This window comes from Sphingomonas sp. OTU376, from assembly GCF_038440415.1.
GTDB classification, from domain to species: Bacteria; Pseudomonadota; Alphaproteobacteria; order Sphingomonadales; family Sphingomonadaceae; genus Sphingomonas; species Sphingomonas kyeonggiensis_A.
Genome location: NZ_JASATQ010000031.1, coordinates 37,500 through 52,523 on the forward strand (window position 1 = coordinate 37,500; position 15,024 = coordinate 52,523).

The 15,024-nt window shown below is 65.7% G+C and carries 15 protein-coding genes; 10 read left to right on the top strand and 5 right to left on the bottom strand.

Translation table 11 applies throughout. The annotated features are described in order from the left end of the window. Window positions 1–53: 53 nt before the first annotated feature. Window positions 54–935: a 4-hydroxy-tetrahydrodipicolinate synthase gene (gene dapA, locus AAHM44_RS14130; protein WP_269575099.1), complete on the top strand. Its 882-nt coding sequence runs from the start codon at window positions 54–56 to the stop codon at window positions 933–935. Window positions 936–974: 39 nt separating this feature from the next. Here dapA and AAHM44_RS14135 read toward each other — a convergent pair whose 3' ends face one another. From AAHM44_RS14135 to AAHM44_RS14145, 3 genes are all read right to left on the bottom strand, one after another. Beyond that, on the bottom strand, window positions 975–1,697 hold the full coding sequence (locus AAHM44_RS14135; protein ID WP_184166754.1) for a prolyl hydroxylase family protein: 723 nt from the start codon (window positions 1,695–1,697) through the stop codon (window positions 975–977). Between the two features lie 89 nt (window positions 1,698–1,786). Then, window positions 1,787–2,695 carry an RcnB family protein gene (locus AAHM44_RS14140; RefSeq protein WP_269575101.1) on the bottom strand — a complete coding sequence of 303 codons (909 nt, stop codon included), beginning with the start codon at window positions 2,693–2,695 and terminating at the stop codon, window positions 1,787–1,789. Between the two features lie 119 nt (window positions 2,696–2,814). After that, on the bottom strand, window positions 2,815–3,327 hold the full coding sequence (locus AAHM44_RS14145) for a (2Fe-2S)-binding protein (RefSeq protein ID WP_269575102.1): 513 nt from the start codon (window positions 3,325–3,327) through the stop codon (window positions 2,815–2,817). Between the two features lie 77 nt (window positions 3,328–3,404). Here AAHM44_RS14145 and AAHM44_RS14150 point away from each other — a divergent pair, with 77 nt between their 5' ends. After that, a complete protein-coding gene (locus tag AAHM44_RS14150) occupies window positions 3,405–4,205 on the top strand; it encodes a DODA-type extradiol aromatic ring-opening family dioxygenase (RefSeq protein WP_269575103.1) in 801 nt (266 codons plus the stop codon). Window positions 4,206–4,222: 17 nt separating this feature from the next. Here the strand turns inward: AAHM44_RS14150 and AAHM44_RS14155 are convergent, their stop codons facing one another. Together AAHM44_RS14155 and AAHM44_RS14160 are read right to left on the bottom strand one after the other, a co-directional pair. After that, on the bottom strand, window positions 4,223–4,981 hold the full coding sequence (locus AAHM44_RS14155; RefSeq protein ID WP_269575104.1) for a class II aldolase/adducin family protein: 759 nt from the start codon (window positions 4,979–4,981) through the stop codon (window positions 4,223–4,225). A 51-nt stretch (window positions 4,982–5,032) separates the two neighbouring features. Beyond that, window positions 5,033–6,433: a helix-turn-helix domain-containing protein gene (locus AAHM44_RS14160; protein WP_342250386.1), complete on the bottom strand. Its 1,401-nt coding sequence runs from the start codon at window positions 6,431–6,433 to the stop codon at window positions 5,033–5,035. A gap of 261 nt (window positions 6,434–6,694) precedes the next feature. On the opposite strand from AAHM44_RS14160, the gene AAHM44_RS14165 reads away from it, so the two are divergent. From AAHM44_RS14165 to AAHM44_RS14200, 8 genes are all read left to right on the top strand, one after another. Further along, window positions 6,695–8,221 (top strand): acyl-CoA carboxylase subunit beta, encoded by a 1,527-nt coding sequence (locus AAHM44_RS14165; RefSeq protein WP_342250387.1) that lies wholly within the window; start codon window positions 6,695–6,697, stop codon window positions 8,219–8,221. 9 nt (window positions 8,222–8,230) lie between these two features. Continuing rightward, entirely contained in the window at window positions 8,231–8,473 is a 243-nt protein-coding gene (locus AAHM44_RS14170; RefSeq protein ID WP_342250388.1) for a hypothetical protein, read from the top strand. Next, on the top strand, window positions 8,470–8,886 hold the full coding sequence (mce, locus tag AAHM44_RS14175; protein ID WP_342250389.1) for a methylmalonyl-CoA epimerase: 417 nt from the start codon (window positions 8,470–8,472) through the stop codon (window positions 8,884–8,886). The genes AAHM44_RS14170 and mce overlap by 4 nt, the downstream gene beginning before the upstream one ends. Before the next feature lie 147 nt (window positions 8,887–9,033). Further along, window positions 9,034–11,175 (top strand): methylmalonyl-CoA mutase, encoded by a 2,142-nt coding sequence (scpA, locus tag AAHM44_RS14180; RefSeq protein ID WP_342250390.1) that lies wholly within the window; start codon window positions 9,034–9,036, stop codon window positions 11,173–11,175. Beyond that, complete coding sequence (locus AAHM44_RS14185) at window positions 11,172–11,516, top strand: hypothetical protein (RefSeq protein WP_342250391.1); 345 nt, start codon at window positions 11,172–11,174, stop codon at window positions 11,514–11,516. The genes scpA and AAHM44_RS14185 overlap by 4 nt, the downstream gene beginning before the upstream one ends. Then, entirely contained in the window at window positions 11,513–12,505 is a 993-nt protein-coding gene (gene bioB, locus AAHM44_RS14190; protein WP_269575111.1) for a biotin synthase BioB, read from the top strand. The genes AAHM44_RS14185 and bioB overlap by 4 nt, the downstream gene beginning before the upstream one ends. Then, a complete protein-coding gene (locus AAHM44_RS14195; protein ID WP_342250392.1) occupies window positions 12,502–12,957 on the top strand; it encodes a lysozyme inhibitor LprI family protein in 456 nt (151 codons plus the stop codon). The genes bioB and AAHM44_RS14195 overlap by 4 nt, the downstream gene beginning before the upstream one ends. Then, window positions 12,957–14,975 carry an acetyl/propionyl/methylcrotonyl-CoA carboxylase subunit alpha gene (locus AAHM44_RS14200; RefSeq protein WP_342250393.1) on the top strand — a complete coding sequence of 673 codons (2,019 nt, stop codon included), beginning with the start codon at window positions 12,957–12,959 and terminating at the stop codon, window positions 14,973–14,975. The genes AAHM44_RS14195 and AAHM44_RS14200 overlap by 1 nt, the downstream gene beginning before the upstream one ends. Window positions 14,976–15,024 lie beyond the last annotated feature (49 nt).

A 15,024-nucleotide genomic window follows, 5' to 3' on the forward strand; every position in this document is an offset into this window, starting at 1 on the left:
GTCGCTCCTATCTGCCAGCCCCGAATTGGGGAATTAGGGAAGATTTTGAGACCATGTTTTCCGGCTCCATTCCCGCGCTTGTGACGCCGTTCCGTAGCGGCATCTTCGCGGATGAAGATTATCGTGCGTTCGTTGAATGGCAGATTGCTGAGGGCTCTGCCGGGCTGGTGCCGTGCGGCACCACCGGCGAGGCCGCGACGATGCCGAAAGACGAGCATTTCGAAGTCGTCCGCGTCTGTGCCGACCAGGCGAAAGGCCGTGTGCCGGTGCTCGCCGGTGCCGGTTCGAACGACACGCTGGTCGCGATCGAGAATGTGAAGGCATCGCAGGATGCCGGCGCCGATGCGGTGCTGATGGTCCCGCCCTATTACAACCGGCCGAGCCAGGAAGGCATCTTCCAGCATTTCGCGGCGATCGCCGAGAAGGCTGAGCTGCCGATCGTGCTCTACAATGTGCCGGGTCGCACCGTGACCGACATCCAGCCCGCGACGATGGCGCGGATCGTCAAGGCGTTTCCGGGCAAGTTCATCGGCGTGAAGGATGCGACAGGCGCGCTCGCCCGCGTTTCCGAGCAGCGTGCAGGCTGTGGCCACGACTTCATCCAGCTTTCGGGCAATGACGAGACGGCGCTGGCGTTCAATGCGATGGGCGGCACGGGCTGCATCTCGGTGACCGCCAATGTCGCGCCAAAGCTCTGCGCCGAGTTCCAGGCCGCCTGGGCGGCGGGCAACCACGCGCTGGCGCTGGAACTGCACGACCGGCTCTATCCGCTGCATATCGCGATGTTCACCGATGCGTCGCCCGGCCCGGTGAAATACGCAATGACCCGCGTGCGCCAAGGCTTCCCGGAGGAACTGCGCCTTCCGATGACGCCGGCGGGGGAAGCGAGCCGCAAGGCCGTGGACGCCGCGCTGGAGTTTGCGGGCCTGGTCTAGCTCTTATTCCCCTCCCTTCCAGGGAGGGGAGTTTAGACCTTAAGTCCGCTGTTCGCCGCCTGCGTAGTAGGTCGGCACATGGCCGCGGATCCAGGCGTTCTCGCGGAACCACTTGGTCACGATATATTTGGTGCCCTCAAGCACGCGCATGCCTTCGTGCAGCGTGTCATAGTTCGGCGTGCCGTCTTCCATCATGTTGTTCCACATCAGCATCAGCCCCTTTTTCGGGCGGAAGCGGACGCCGGCGCGCGGAAACCAGGTGGCGCCGCCCTCCTCGACATCGTTGAGGTAGATCATCGCGGTCCAGGTGCGCTGCCCGCCGAATTCTAGCATCTTCTCCCAATATTCCGCGCCTTCGTGGAAATAGTCGCAATGCGCGCGGAACTGCTGGCCGGGGGCGTAGCGCTGGCCCTGCAGCGTTTCGGCATTGGCTGGCGGAAGGCCCAGCACATTGGCGATGTGGTCGTCGATGCGCCAGACATCGGCAGCCCAGCGATCGAGATCGGTGGAGCTGCTGGTGCGGAATTCGGGATCCTCATGCGCCGCGAGCAGCGTGGAGGGCCGGGCGGACTCATCGATCATGCCGACCAGGATGTCGCAGTCCGCGTCGCTGAGGAAATCGGGATAGGTGAAGATCTGCGCGGTCTCCACCTTCGCGCGCTTGACCGCGGGATTGGCTTCCAGCTTCGCCACCACTTCGCGGCCGATGCGCGCGCGATTGGGGGACGGGGTTCCCGACACTTTGCCGACTTGCTTGCTCACACCGGCCAATTCGCGCCTGCGGGCTGCAAAAGCAAGAGGCCCGGTCCTTGCGGGCCGGGCCTCCTCTGTCTGGCAAGATGCGGGCTGGCTTACCAGAAGATGTCGTAGATCACGTCGACCACTTCGCCGGTGTCCACATCGACCAGAAGGGCGTCGTTGTAGTAGCGGACCCAGCGATAGGGGCCGTACGCGTCCGGCAGGCGGTAATAATAGGGATCATTGATCCAGTATTGCGACGAGAACAGGATCGAGTTCAGCGTGAAGCCGATCCCGAAGCGACGATAGCCATAGCCCCAGCCCGACGGCGCATAATAGCGCGGCAGACGGTAGAGGCTGCGGTTCGAGGTGCGGTAGCCGCGCCAGTCATAGCGGCGATCGTTGCGCCAGCTGTTGCTCCAGCTCCCGCGATTGCCGCCCCAGCCGCGATTGTTGTCCCAGCCGCGGTTGCGGTCGTTCCAGCCGCGATCGTTGTTGCGGTTCCAGTCGTTGCCGCGGCGATCATTGTTCCAGTTGCGATCGCGGTTGCGATCGTTCCAGTTCGGGTTGCCGCGATCCCACTGGCCGCCGCGATTATTGTCGCGGTTCCAGTCGCGCCGGTCATTGCCGCCGCGATTGCCGTCCCAGCGCTGCTGCGGCTGGGCCTGGGGCGGGGAAACCTGCTGGCCGCCGGGCTGGCCGCCACCACGGTTCCAGCCGCCACGGCCCCAGCCGTTGCCGACATTGCCGCCGCCATTCCAGTCGCGACGCGGCTGCTGCTGGGGTTGGGGTTGCGCCTGCTGCTGCGGGGCCGAGGACTGGCCCCAGCCACCACGGTTGCCGCCGCGATCACCACGATCACCGCGGTTCCCGCGATCGCCACGATCCTGAGAGGGCTGCGAGGCGCCCGAATTGCCGCCGTTGCGGTCGCCGCCACCCCAGTGGCGGCCACGGTCCTGCGCCAGTGCCGGCGGGACCAGAGCAGTTGCGGCGATGATCGCCGCGAGCAAGGTCTTCTTCATCTAGTGTCTCCGCTGGACCGGCACACACGCCGGGCTTCGAGGGTAAACACTCTCTAAAGCCCAGTGGCTGACATGACTCTGAATTCATCTGTCAGCTTATTGAAAGCATCTGAAATAGTTCAGGGTTCCGCCGGCTGGTCCTCCTGAGCGGCGGGTGGCGATGCAGGCTCGGGCGCGTCGCCACGGGCGATGCGGGCGGCATTCTGGATCGCTTCCATCAGTCGCGGGTAAATGCCGCAGCGGCAGATATTGGGGATCGCTTCCTTGATGTCCGACTCGCTGGGATTGCGGTTTGCGCGGATCAGGGTGGATGCGGCCATCACCACGCCCGGGATGCAATAGCCGCATTGGGGCACGTTGGCGGCGATCAGCGCCTGTTGCACCGGATGGCTGCGATCCTTGGACAGGCCCTCGATCGTGGTGACGAACGTGCCTTCAAGCGCGCCGATCGTCACTTCGCAGGCGAGCCGCGCGGTGCCATCGACATCGACGGTGCATGCGCCGCAATCGCCGGTGCCGCAGCCATATTTGGTGCCGGTGAGGTTCGACGCGTCGCGCAATGCCCAGAGCAGGGGCGTGCGCGGGTCCATCTTGTAGGCAACCGGCTGGTTGTTGACGGTAAAGCGAGTCATGGGAGGGGTGTAGCGGGAAACCAGCCGTTTCCGAAACCGGCATTGCGCCGGGCCGTGGCGCACGCGACATCCAGTGCATGACACTTCCCACGCTCTTCGTGCCCCATGGCGGCGGCCCCTGTTTCTTCATGGACCCCAATGGTGGTCCTCCGGATCCGATGTGGCAGCCGATGCAGGCCTATCTGGCCGGGCTGATCGACTCGCTCCCGGAGAAGCCCAGGGCGATCCTGCTGATCTCCGGCCATTGGGAGGAGGAGCAGGTCACGGTGCATGCCGGCAACGGCCAGCCCCTGCTGTTCGACTATTATGGCTTCCCGGAGCACACCTATCGCCTGCGCTGGGATGCGCCCGGCTCGCCGCAAGTCGCGGTGCGGGTGAAGGAACTGCTCGAGGGCGCCGGTTTCCCGGTGGGCGAGGAGCGGGAGCGCGGCTGGGATCACGGCGTGTTCATCCCGATGATGGTCGCAGTGCCGGGGGCGGACATCCCGCTCGTCCAGCTCTCGCTGCGCAAGGACCTCGATCCCGCCGACCATATCGCGCTGGGCAAGGCGCTGGCACCGCTGCGCGATGAAGGCGTGCTGATCGTCGGCTCGGGCATGAGCTTCCACAACCTGCGCGCCCGCGGGCCGCAGGTAACGCCGGTCGCCGACGAATGGGATGACGCGCTTACCGCGGCGGTGACCGATGCCGATCCGGCGCGCCGGGCCGAGCGTGTCGCTGCCTGGGACAAGCTGCCCCACGCCCATTTCGCGCATCCGCGTGAGGAGCATCTCCTTCCGCTGATGGTCGCGCTCGGCGCGGGCGGCGAGGGGCCGGCGGTGTGCGATTACCGAGACCATGTGATGGGATGGACGGTGTCGGGCTACCGCTTCGGCTAGCTCCGACACCCAAGGCGCTACTCCCGCCAGCTCTTGTCCGTCCGGTCCACCAGCCGCACCATTGCCGCGAAGTCCGCCGCGCCCGGGCCGCCGGGAACCTGCGCCATATGGAGGTCGCGCTGGTGCACTGCCACGACTTCGTCCGGCACCACTAGCGGCTCGCCCATCGAGGCGGTGGCGATCTGGATCTCGCAGGCGCGCTGGAGCGACCAGTGCTTGATGAACGCCTCGGGCACGGTGCGGCCCATCACCAGGATGCCGTGGTTCTTGAGCAGCATCACCCGCTTGTCGCCGAGATGCGCGAGCAAGCGTTCGCCTTCCTCGTCACGCACGGTCACGCCCTCGAAGTCGTGATAGGCGATCTGGCCGGAGAAGTTGCAGGCGTAGAAATTGGTCGGACGCAGGCCGCCCTCGACGCTGGCGACCGCCATGCCCGCCGTGGTGTGGGTATGCGCGATGCAATGCGCGTCGGGCAGGTGGCGGTGGAACAGCGAATGCTGGACGAAGCCGGCGCGGTTCACCGGATAGGGTGAGTCGTCGAGCTTGTTGCCGTCGATGTCGATCTTGACGAGGTTGGAGGCCTTCACCTCGGAGAAGTGCAGCCCGAACGGATTGATGAGGAACGCGCCTTCCTCGTCCGGCACCTTCAGCGTGATGTGGTTGTAGATCATCTCGGACCAGCCGAGCATGTCGAACACCCGGTAGCAGGCCGCGAGCTGCTGGCGCGCCTCCCACTCGGCTTCGGTCATTACTTTGCTTGCCAGCGCGGTGGCCATGTTACCTCTCCCAAGGCTTTTTCGTGGATCGGGTATGCCACGTCGGGAGGCCTAGCGGAAGGCGTAAGGCACCACGCTGCGCCGGTCCGGATCGATGGCGATGGCGGAGGCGGCGGGCGGGAAGGCGCGCTGGTCGCAATCGGTGCGCGGGCAGATGCGGCAGCTGGCGCCGATCGGTGTGGCCGCGCCGCCGGGCTTGAGGTCGTCGGCATAGACGAAGTCGGCCGCGTGCAGCTCCTCGCAACCCAGTGCCACCGCATAGCGGCGCGAGGGGCGGGCGTAGCTGCCCGAAGGCTTCACCAGACCCTTCGCCATCGAGACGTAGCGGGTGCCGTCGGGCATCTCGGCGTGCTGGACCAGGATTCGGTCGGGGATCGCCACTGCCTCATGTACCACCCAGAGGGGGCAGGCGCCGCCCAGCGCCGCGAATTGCAGGCGCGTCGCCGAATGCCGCTTGGTGATGTTGCCGGCCATATCGACCCGGCAGAAGAAGAAGGGCAGGCCGGCGGCGCCCGGGCGCTGGAGTGTCGAGAGCCGGTGGCAGGCCTGCTCGAAGCTCACCCCGAAGCGCTGGCGCAGGCGATCGATGTCGTGGCGGACGTCGCGCGCGGTATCCCTGAACGCGCCATAGGGCATCAGCAGCGCACCGGCGGCATAATTGGCCAGGCCGATGTTGAGCAGTTCTCGAGCAGCGGGCGAGGCCAGGCCCGCGTCGTCGACCACCTGGCGCATCTCATTCTCGAACTCATAGCGGACCAGCCGGTGCGCAAGCAGGAAGGCACGGCTCTCTGACGGAAGCGCGCTGTTGACCGCGAGGGTGCGGTCGCGCGGATCGAAACGGCTGAGCTGGCTGCCGTCGCCATCCTCGCCGACCACGCGCACGCCGTGCCAGCGCAGGCGATCCTCCAGTCCCCGGGTGGGGCGATCGGGATCGAGGTCGCCGGCGAGCGTCTCGGCCGAGCGATCGACGGCGTCGATATAGTTGCCCTCGGCCTGGAACCAGTCGCGTACCTCCTCCCAGGGGAGCGGGGCTGCATCACTCGAGCCGCTGTCGTAGCGGTCGTCGAGCACGCGAAGCTGTTCCTGGCTGCGGCGCCAGGCTTCGTGGAGCGCGACCATGCGGCGGGCAAGCAGCGGCTGCTGCTCGATGCCGCGCCGGACATCGCTTTCCTCCATCCGCTCGGCGGGGACGCTGGCATCGGTGGCGGCATCGATCGTGCGGAGCAGGGAGGTGCTGGACTCGGCGTCACCGAACGGCTCGAGCGGGAATTCGCGGGACAGCGCTACCAGCACGATATCGGTGATCGGCCGGTCGTTGTTCTCGATCTGCGAGAGATAGGAAACCGAGATGCCGAGCCGCGCGGCCATGGCTGCCTGGCTGATCCCCGCGCGCTTGCGCAGCTCGCGCAGGCGAAAGCCTTCGAAGACCCGGCGGCGGGGGGAGGTCGTCAAATCCCCCTCCCTGGAAGGGAGGGGTTAGGGGTGGGTGTGGGCCTGGTGATACTTCCACCGATGAACTTGGTCCCTCCGTATCGCGGGCAAGTACCCACCCCCAGCCTCTCCCTTCCAGGGAGGGGGGCAAGAAGGGCGAGGCGGAGCGATCTGCGCATGTCCGCAGTATATCTGCAAACCCGCACGATACAACTTTGCAACATTGCATTTGCGAAGGACGCATGTCCCGATGCAGAGGCAGCCAATTCCAAGGGGAACCGCATGTCGTCGACGATCGAGGAACTGGAACGCCGCCGCGCTGCCGCCCGCCTGGGCGGTGGGCAGAAGCGGATCGACGCGCAGCACGCCAAGGGCAAGCTCACCGCGCGTGAGCGGATCGAAGTGCTGCTCGACCAGGGATCGTTCGAAGAACTCGACATGTATGTCGAGCACAACTGCGTCGACTTCGGCATGCAGGACCAGATCGTCCCTGGTGACGGCGTCGTTACCGGATCGGGCACGATCAACGGCCGCCTCGTCTTCGTGTTCAGCCAGGACTTCACCGTGTTCGGCGGTTCGCTCAGCGAACGTCACGCGCAGAAGATCTGCAAGATCATGGATATGGCGATGAAGGTCGGCGCGCCCGTGATCGGGCTCAACGACAGCGGCGGCGCACGCATCCAGGAGGGTGTCGCGTCGCTCGGTGGCTATGCCGAGGTGTTCCAGCGCAACGTGCTGGCATCGGGCGTGGTGCCGCAGCTGAGCCTGATCATGGGCCCGTGCGCCGGCGGCGCGGTCTACTCCCCCGCGATGACCGACTTCATCTTCATGGTGAAGGATTCATCGTACATGTTCGTCACCGGCCCAGATGTAGTGAAGACCGTTACAAACGAGATCGTCACGCAGGAGGAACTGGGTGGTGCGGTGACGCATACCACGAAGTCGGGGGTCGCCGACGTGGCCTTCGATAACGACATCGAGGCGCTGCTCGCGGCCCGCGACTTCGTGGACTTCCTTCCCGCCTCGAACCGCGAAGAGGTGCCCGAGCGGCCGAGCGACGATCCCTGGGATCGCCTCGAGCCCAGCCTCGACAGCCTGATCCCGCCGAGCGCGAACCAGCCGTACGACATGCACGAGCTCATCAAGAAGACGCTCGACGAGGGCGAGTTCTTCGAGCTGCAGCCTAGCCATGCCGGCAATATCCTGATCGGCTTCGGCCGGATCGAGGGGCGCACGGTGGGCGTGGTCGCCAACCAGCCGATGGTGCTGGCCGGGTGCCTGGACATCAATTCGTCGAAGAAGGCGGCGCGGTTCGTGCGCTTCTGCGACGCGTTCGAGATCCCGATCGTGACCTTTGTCGATGTGCCGGGCTTCCTGCCGGGTGTCGGCCAGGAGCATAGCGGCATCATCAAGCACGGCGCCAAGCTGCTCTATGCCTATGCCGAGGCGACAGTGCCCAAGATCACCGTCATCACGCGCAAGGCCTATGGCGGCGCCTATGACGTGATGGCCTCGAAGCATCTGCGCGGCGACCTCAACTATGCCTGGCCGACTGCCGAGATCGCGGTGATGGGCGCCAAGGGTGCCGTGGAGATCATCTTCCGTGGGCGTACGCCGGAGGAGATCGCCGAGCGGACCGCCGAATATGAGGCACGCTTCGCCAATCCGTTCGTTGCGGCATCGAAGGGTTTCGTGGACGAAGTGATCCTGCCGCATTCGACGCGCCGGCGGATCGCCCTGGGGCTTCGGAAGCTGCGCAACAAGCAGCTCGAGAACCCTTGGAAGAAGCACGACAATATCCCGCTGTAGGAGGTCGCGATGATCTTCATCGTTGTCTGGACGTGCCTTATCCTTGGCTTCGTGGTTTTTGCCTTTCGGCAGGGCATCCGCGCGCTGCGAACGGGTGTTGCGAGTGGAAACCTCGGCTGGAAGGCAATTCGGCGTGCGGACAGCCCGATATTCTATTGGGCGGCGACGATCTGGCCATTTTTCGTCGGTTGCGTCGGACTGGGGATTTTGGGCTTCGGCCTCTCGGCCGTGAATTGGAAGATAGTCGGATGAAACTCGGCCGCCTCAACCATGTCGGCGTTGCGACGCCTTCGATCGAAGCGTCGATCGCCTTCTACCGCGACGTGATGGGCGCGGAGGTGATCCGCGAACCGTTCGACCTGCCGGCGCAGGGGGTGAAGGTTTGCTTCGTCGATACGCCGAACAGCCAGATCGAGCTGATCGAGCCACTGGGCGAAGGCTCGCCTATCCACGGCTTCCTCGCCAAGAACCCGGCGGGTGGGCAGCATCACCTCTGCTACGAGGTGCCCGACATCCACGAAGCCAAGGCCTGGTTCGAGGCGAAGGGCGCCAAGGTGCTCGGCGAGCCGCGCATCGGCGCGCATGGCACGCCGATCTTCTTCGTCCACCCCAGGGACATGGGCGGGGTGCTGACCGAGATCATGGAGACGCCGCGTGATCATTGATCCTGTATTCCCTCTCCCCTTGTGGGAGAGGGAGGGAGCGACGCAGTCGCGGAAGGGTGAGGGGGCTGTGTCTCCCTACGTCCCCCTCATCCTTCCCGCTGATTGCATCAGCGGGCCCCTTCCTTCTCCCACAAGGGGAGAAGGAGTTTGACCGACAAACCGACACTCGACCAATGGTCTGCCGCCGCTTCGAAGGAAGTGAAGGGCCGCGACCTGACCTGGCACACGCCAGAAGGGATCGAGGTCAAGCCGCTCTATACGGCCGAGGACGTGGCCGGGATCGATCCCGGCCTGCCGGGCTTCGCGCCGTTCACGCGCGGCGTGCGTGCGTCGATGTATGCCGGGCGGCCCTGGACGATCCGCCAATATGCCGGCTTCTCGACCGCGGAGGAATCCAATGCCTTTTACCGCCGCAACCTTGCGGCGGGGCAGAAGGGGCTGAGCGTCGCCTTCGATCTCGCCACCCACCGTGGCTATGACAGCGACCATCCGCGCGTCACCGGCGATGTCGGCAAGGCGGGCGTGGCGATCGACAGTGTCGAGGACATGAAGATCCTGTTCGACGGGATCCCGCTCGATCAGATGTCGGTTTCCATGACGATGAACGGCGCGGTGATCCCGATCCTCGCCTTCTTCATCGTCGCGGGCGAGGAGCAGGGCGTCGACCGGAGCCTGCTCGACGGGACCATCCAGAACGACATCCTCAAGGAGTTCATGGTCCGCAACACCTATATCTATCCCCCCGAACCGAGCATGCGGATCATTTCGGACATTTTCGCATATACAAGCGCGAACATGCCGAAATTCAACAGCATTTCGATCTCCGGCTATCATATGCAGGAAGCCGGGGCGACGCAGGTGCAGGAGCTCGCCTTCACCATCGCCGACGGCATGGAATATGTGAAGTATGGTGTCGCCAGCGGGCTGGATATCGACAAGTTTGCAGGGCGTCTGAGCTTCTTCTTCGCAATCGGTATGAACTTCTTCATGGAAGTATCGAAATTGCGGGCAGCTCGTGTGCTCTGGCACCGGGTGATGACGAAGCTGGGGGCGCAGGACGAGCGGAGCAAGATGCTGCGCACGCACTGCCAGACCAGCGGCGTCTCGCTGACCGAGCAGGACCCCTACAACAACGTCATCCGCACCACGATCGAAGCGATGGCGGCGATGCTGGGCGGCACGCAGAGCCTGCACACCAACGCACTCGACGAAGCGATCGCGCTGCCGACCGACTTCTCGGCCCGCATCGCGCGCAACACCCAGCTGGTCATCCAGGAGGAGACCGGCATGTGCAATGTCGTCGATCCGCTGGGTGGCTCCTACTATATCGAGAGCCTGACCCAGGAGCTGGTCGACAAGGCCTGGGAGATCATCGAGCGCGTCGAAGCCGAGGGTGGCATGGCCAAGGCCGTGGCGGCCGGCTGGCCCAAGGCGATGATCGAGGAGGCGGCGGCGGCGACCGCGGCGCGGATCGATCGCGGCGAGCAGGTGATCGTCGGCGTCAACAAGTATCGCAAGGCCGAGGAAGAGCCGATCGACATTCTCGATGTCGACAACCATGCCGTGCGCGAGGCGCAGATCGCCCGGATCAAGCGGGTGAAGGCGAGCCGTGACGAGGCGGCATGCCAGGCGGCGCTGTTCGCGCTGCAGGAGGGCGCGCGGGGCAGCGACAATCTCCTCGCACTGGCAGTCGAGGCAGCGCGTGCGCGTGCCACGCTCGGCGAGATCAGCGCGGCGATGGAGGCGGGCTTCGGGCGCTATGCCACCAAGCCGACGCCGGTGCAGGGCATCTATGGCGGTGCCTATCAGGACGACGTGACCTGGGAGCGCCTCAAGGATGGCGTGAACGCCACCGAACGCCGCCTCGGCCGCAAGCCGCGCATGCTCGTCGCCAAGATGGGCCAGGATGGGCATGACCGGGGCGCGAACCTCGTCTCCTCGGCGTTCGGCGACCTCGGCTTCGAAGTGGTGCCGGGCCCGCTGTTCCAGACCCCGCAGGAAGCCGCGGCGCTGGCGATCGAGAGCGATGTCGATGTCGTCGGTGCCTCCAGCCTCGCCGCGGGCCACAAGACTTTGATCCCCGAGCTGATCCGCGAGCTGCAGGATGCGGGCAGGGCGGACATCAAGGTGATCGCGGGCGGAGTGATCCCCGCGCAGGACTATGAGTTCCTGCGCGAAGCCGGCGTGCAGGCGATCTTCGGGCCGGGCACCAACCTTGTCAAAGCCGCCGAAGAAGTGCTCAGGCTCCTAGGGCACAATATGCCCCCTGTGGAGGAAGCCGCCGAATGAGCGAAATCGATGAGGAGTTGGTGGAAGCCGGCGACGGCGAGACCCTGCTCTACGACTATTTCAAGCACCTGACCTCGCTGTGCATCGTCTCGCTGGGCGGCGTGCTCGCGCTGGTATCCGGTGGCAAGAACCTGCCGCCCAATGCGGTCATCGCGGTGCTGCTGGTGCTTGCGCTGGCGGGGCTGCTGTCCTTCTCGGGCGCAGGCGAGATCGTCCGCGCGCGCTTCCAGCGCAGGCCAGTGCACAAGAGCCTGAACCTCTGCCGGATCGCCGCACCCGTGCTGCTTTCCGTCGGGGTCGGCATGTTCGTTTATCTTTTTACCCGGACCCTGCAACCATGACCCGTAATGACTGGACCCGCGACGAGATCGCCGCGCTGTTCGACCTGCCGTTCACCGAACTCGTCTTCCGCGCCGCCGAGGTCCATCGCGCCAACCACGCGCCGAACGAGGTGCAGCTCTCGACGCTGCTCTCGATCAAGACCGGCGGCTGCCCGGAGGATTGCGGCTATTGCAGCCAGTCGGTCTCGGCCGAGACGGGCCTGAAGGCGACCAAGCTGATGGACGTGCGCCAGGTGCTGCAGGCTGCGGCCCAGGCCAAGGATCACGGCTCGTCGCGCTTCTGCATGGGCGCCGCCTGGCGCAATCCCAAGGATCGCGACATGCCCGCCATCGTCGAGATGGTGCAGGGCGTCCGCGCGATGGGCATGGAAACCTGCATGACGCTGGGCATGCTCAGCGAGAAGCAGGCCCAGATGCTCGCCGATGCCGGGCTCGATTACTACAACCATAACATCGACACCTCGCCCGAGCGTTATGCCGAAGTGATCACCACCCGGACGTTCGAGGAGCGGCTCGACACGCTCGAGCATGTCCGCGAGGCGGGGATCAACGTCTGCTGCGGCGGCATCGTCGGCATGGGCGAGACCCGGCCGGACCGGGTCGGCTTCATCCATGCGCTGGCGACGCTGCCGGTGCATCCGGGCAGCGTGCCGGTGAACGCGCTGGTGCCGATCAAGGGCACGGTGCTGGGCAACATGCTCGCCGACACGCCGCTGGCGCAGATCGACGATATCGAGTTCGTCCGCACGATCGCGGTGGCGCGGATCACGATGCCGGAGAGCATGGTCCGCCTGTCGGCCGGCCGCGAGAGCATGAGCGACGCGACCCAGGCGCTGTGCTTCCTGGCCGGCGCCAACTCGATTTTCACTGGCGACAAGCTGCTGACCGCAGGCAATGCCGGCGACGACAAGGATTCAGCGCTGTTCGCCCGGCTGGGCGTGGTGCCGATGCAGGCCGAGGTGAAGGTGGAGCTGGAGGCGGCGGAGTGATCCTGGCCGCCCTCTTCCTCGCGCAAGCGGTGGCGTCAGGGCCGGATTGCGGCAAGGCTGTCGGCATCATTGCGCAGGATCAGTGCCGGCTTGCGGAATCGCTAAAGGTGCGGCGGGTCGATTGCGAGACGCAGAGGACCCAGTCCGAAATGAATATCTGTTCCTACCGGGACTTCCTGCGCGCGGATATCGCGATGAACCAGGCCTGGAGCAGGGCAGCGGGGTTTGCGAAGCGCGGAGGAACCGAGGTTCTGGGCGATCCGAAGGAGCATGGCAGGCTCCTGGTCGCGCAGCGTGCCTGGATCACGTTCCGCGATGCGCATTGTGCGGCGACAACGGGGCCGCGCGAAATCGGCGGATCGATGTGGCCGCTTATGCGCAACGGTTGCCTGACCGAACTTACTCAGGAACGAACCAAGCAGCTGCGTGAATACGTGGAGCCAAATAACTGATGTTCAAGAAGATCCTGGTCGCCAATCGGGGCGAGATCGCATGCCGCGTCATGCGTACCGCCAAGAAGATGGGGATCGCCACCGTGGCGGTCTATTCGGACGCTGATGCCCGTGCCCCGCATGTGCTGATGGCGGATGAAGCGGTGCGGCTCGGGCCGGCGCCGGCGGCGGAGTCCTATCTCAAGGCCGAGCTGATCCTGCTGGCCGCCAAGGAGACCGGGGCCGATTGCATCCATCCCGGCTATGGCTTCCTCTCCGAGCGCGAGAGCTTCGCCAGGGCTTGCGCCGAGGCGGGGATCGCCTTTGTCGGGCCGCCGCCGAATGCCATTGCCGCGATGGGCGACAAGATCGAGTCCAAGAAGCTGGCCAAGGCCGCTGGCGTCAACGTCGTGCCCGGTTTCGTCGGGGTGATCGAGGATACCGAGCATGCCGTCCGCATCTCGAACGAGATCGGCTATCCGGTGATGATGAAGGCCTCGGCCGGCGGCGGCGGCAAGGGCATGCGGCTTGCCTGGAGCGAAACCGATGTCCGCGAGGGCTTCGAGGCGACCAAGCGTGAGGGCCTGGCGAGCTTCGGCGACGACCGCGTGTTCATCGAGAAGTTCATCGAGAGCCCGCGCCATATCGAGATCCAGGTGCTGGGCGACCAGCATGGCAACATCGTCTATCTCGGCGAGCGCGAATGCTCGATCCAGCGGCGCCACCAGAAGGTGGTCGAGGAAGCGCCATCGCCGTTCGTGTCGCCCGAAATGCGCAAGGCGATGGGCGAGCAGGCCGTCGCTCTGTCCCGCGCCGTCGGCTATTTCAGCGCCGGCACGGTCGAGCTGATCGTCTCGGGTGCCGACAAGACCGGGCAGGGCTTCTACTTCCTCGAGATGAACACCCGGCTGCAGGTCGAGCATCCGGTGACCGAGGCGGTGACCGGGCTCGATCTGGTCGAGCAGATGATCCGCGTCGCCTATGGCGAGAAGCTGGCCTTCACCCAGGACGACATCAAGCTGACCGGCTGGGCGATCGAGAACCGCGTCTATGCCGAAGATCCCTATCGGGGCTTCCTGCCGAGCACCGGCCGGCTGGTGCGCTATCGCCCGCCCGCGAGCGAGGAGACGCCCTATGGCGTGCCTGGCACGCGCGGCGACCATGGCTATGTCCGCGTTGACGACGGCGTGACCGAGGGCAGCGAGATCTCGATGTTCTACGACCCGATGATCGCCAAGCTGATTACCTGGGGCGAGACCCGCGACGAGGCGGCGGACCTGCAGGTGGCGGCGCTCGACCGGTTCCGGATCGACGGCATCGGCCACAATATAGATTTCCTCTCCGCGCTGGTCCAGCATCCGCGTTTCCGCGAGGGCGCGATCACCACCGGGTTCATCGCCGAGGAATATCCCGAGGGCTTCCACGGTGCGCCGGCATCGGACTCTCTGAAGCGCAAGCTGGCGGCACTGGCGGCAGTGATCGACCTCGAACGCGCCGAGCGCGCCGCGGCGACCTCGGGGCAGCTCAACGGCCCGGTCGATGTCGGCGAGGAACGCGTGGTACTGATCGGAGGCGAGCGGTTCGCGGTCGTGGTGGACGAGGACGTCACCGTCGATGGCCAGCCGATCGAGATCGACGGCGAATGGCAGGCGGACAATCTGATCCTTTCCGCGACGATCGACGGGGCGCCGCTCAGCGCCGGGGTGGTGCGCAAGGGGGCCGCCTGGAAGCTTACTGCGCACGGCGCCTCGCACCTGGTCGAAGTCTACCCGCCGCACATCGCGCAGTTCCGGCATCACATGATCGAGAAGGTGCCGCCGGACATGAGCAAGTTCCTGCTCGCGCCGATGCCGGGCCTGCTTACCCAGCTCCATGTGTCGCCCGGCGACAGGGTCGAGGCCGGCCAGCCGCTTGCGGTGGTGGAAGCCATGAAGATGGAGAACATCCTGCGCGCCGAGAAGGCCGCGGTGGTGAAGGCCGCCAATTTCGGGCCCGGCGACAGCCTGGCGGTCGACGCAGCGATTCTCGAGTTCGAATAAGGGAAGGGGGGGGGGGGGGGGGGGCCCCCCCCCCCCCCCCCCGCCCGGG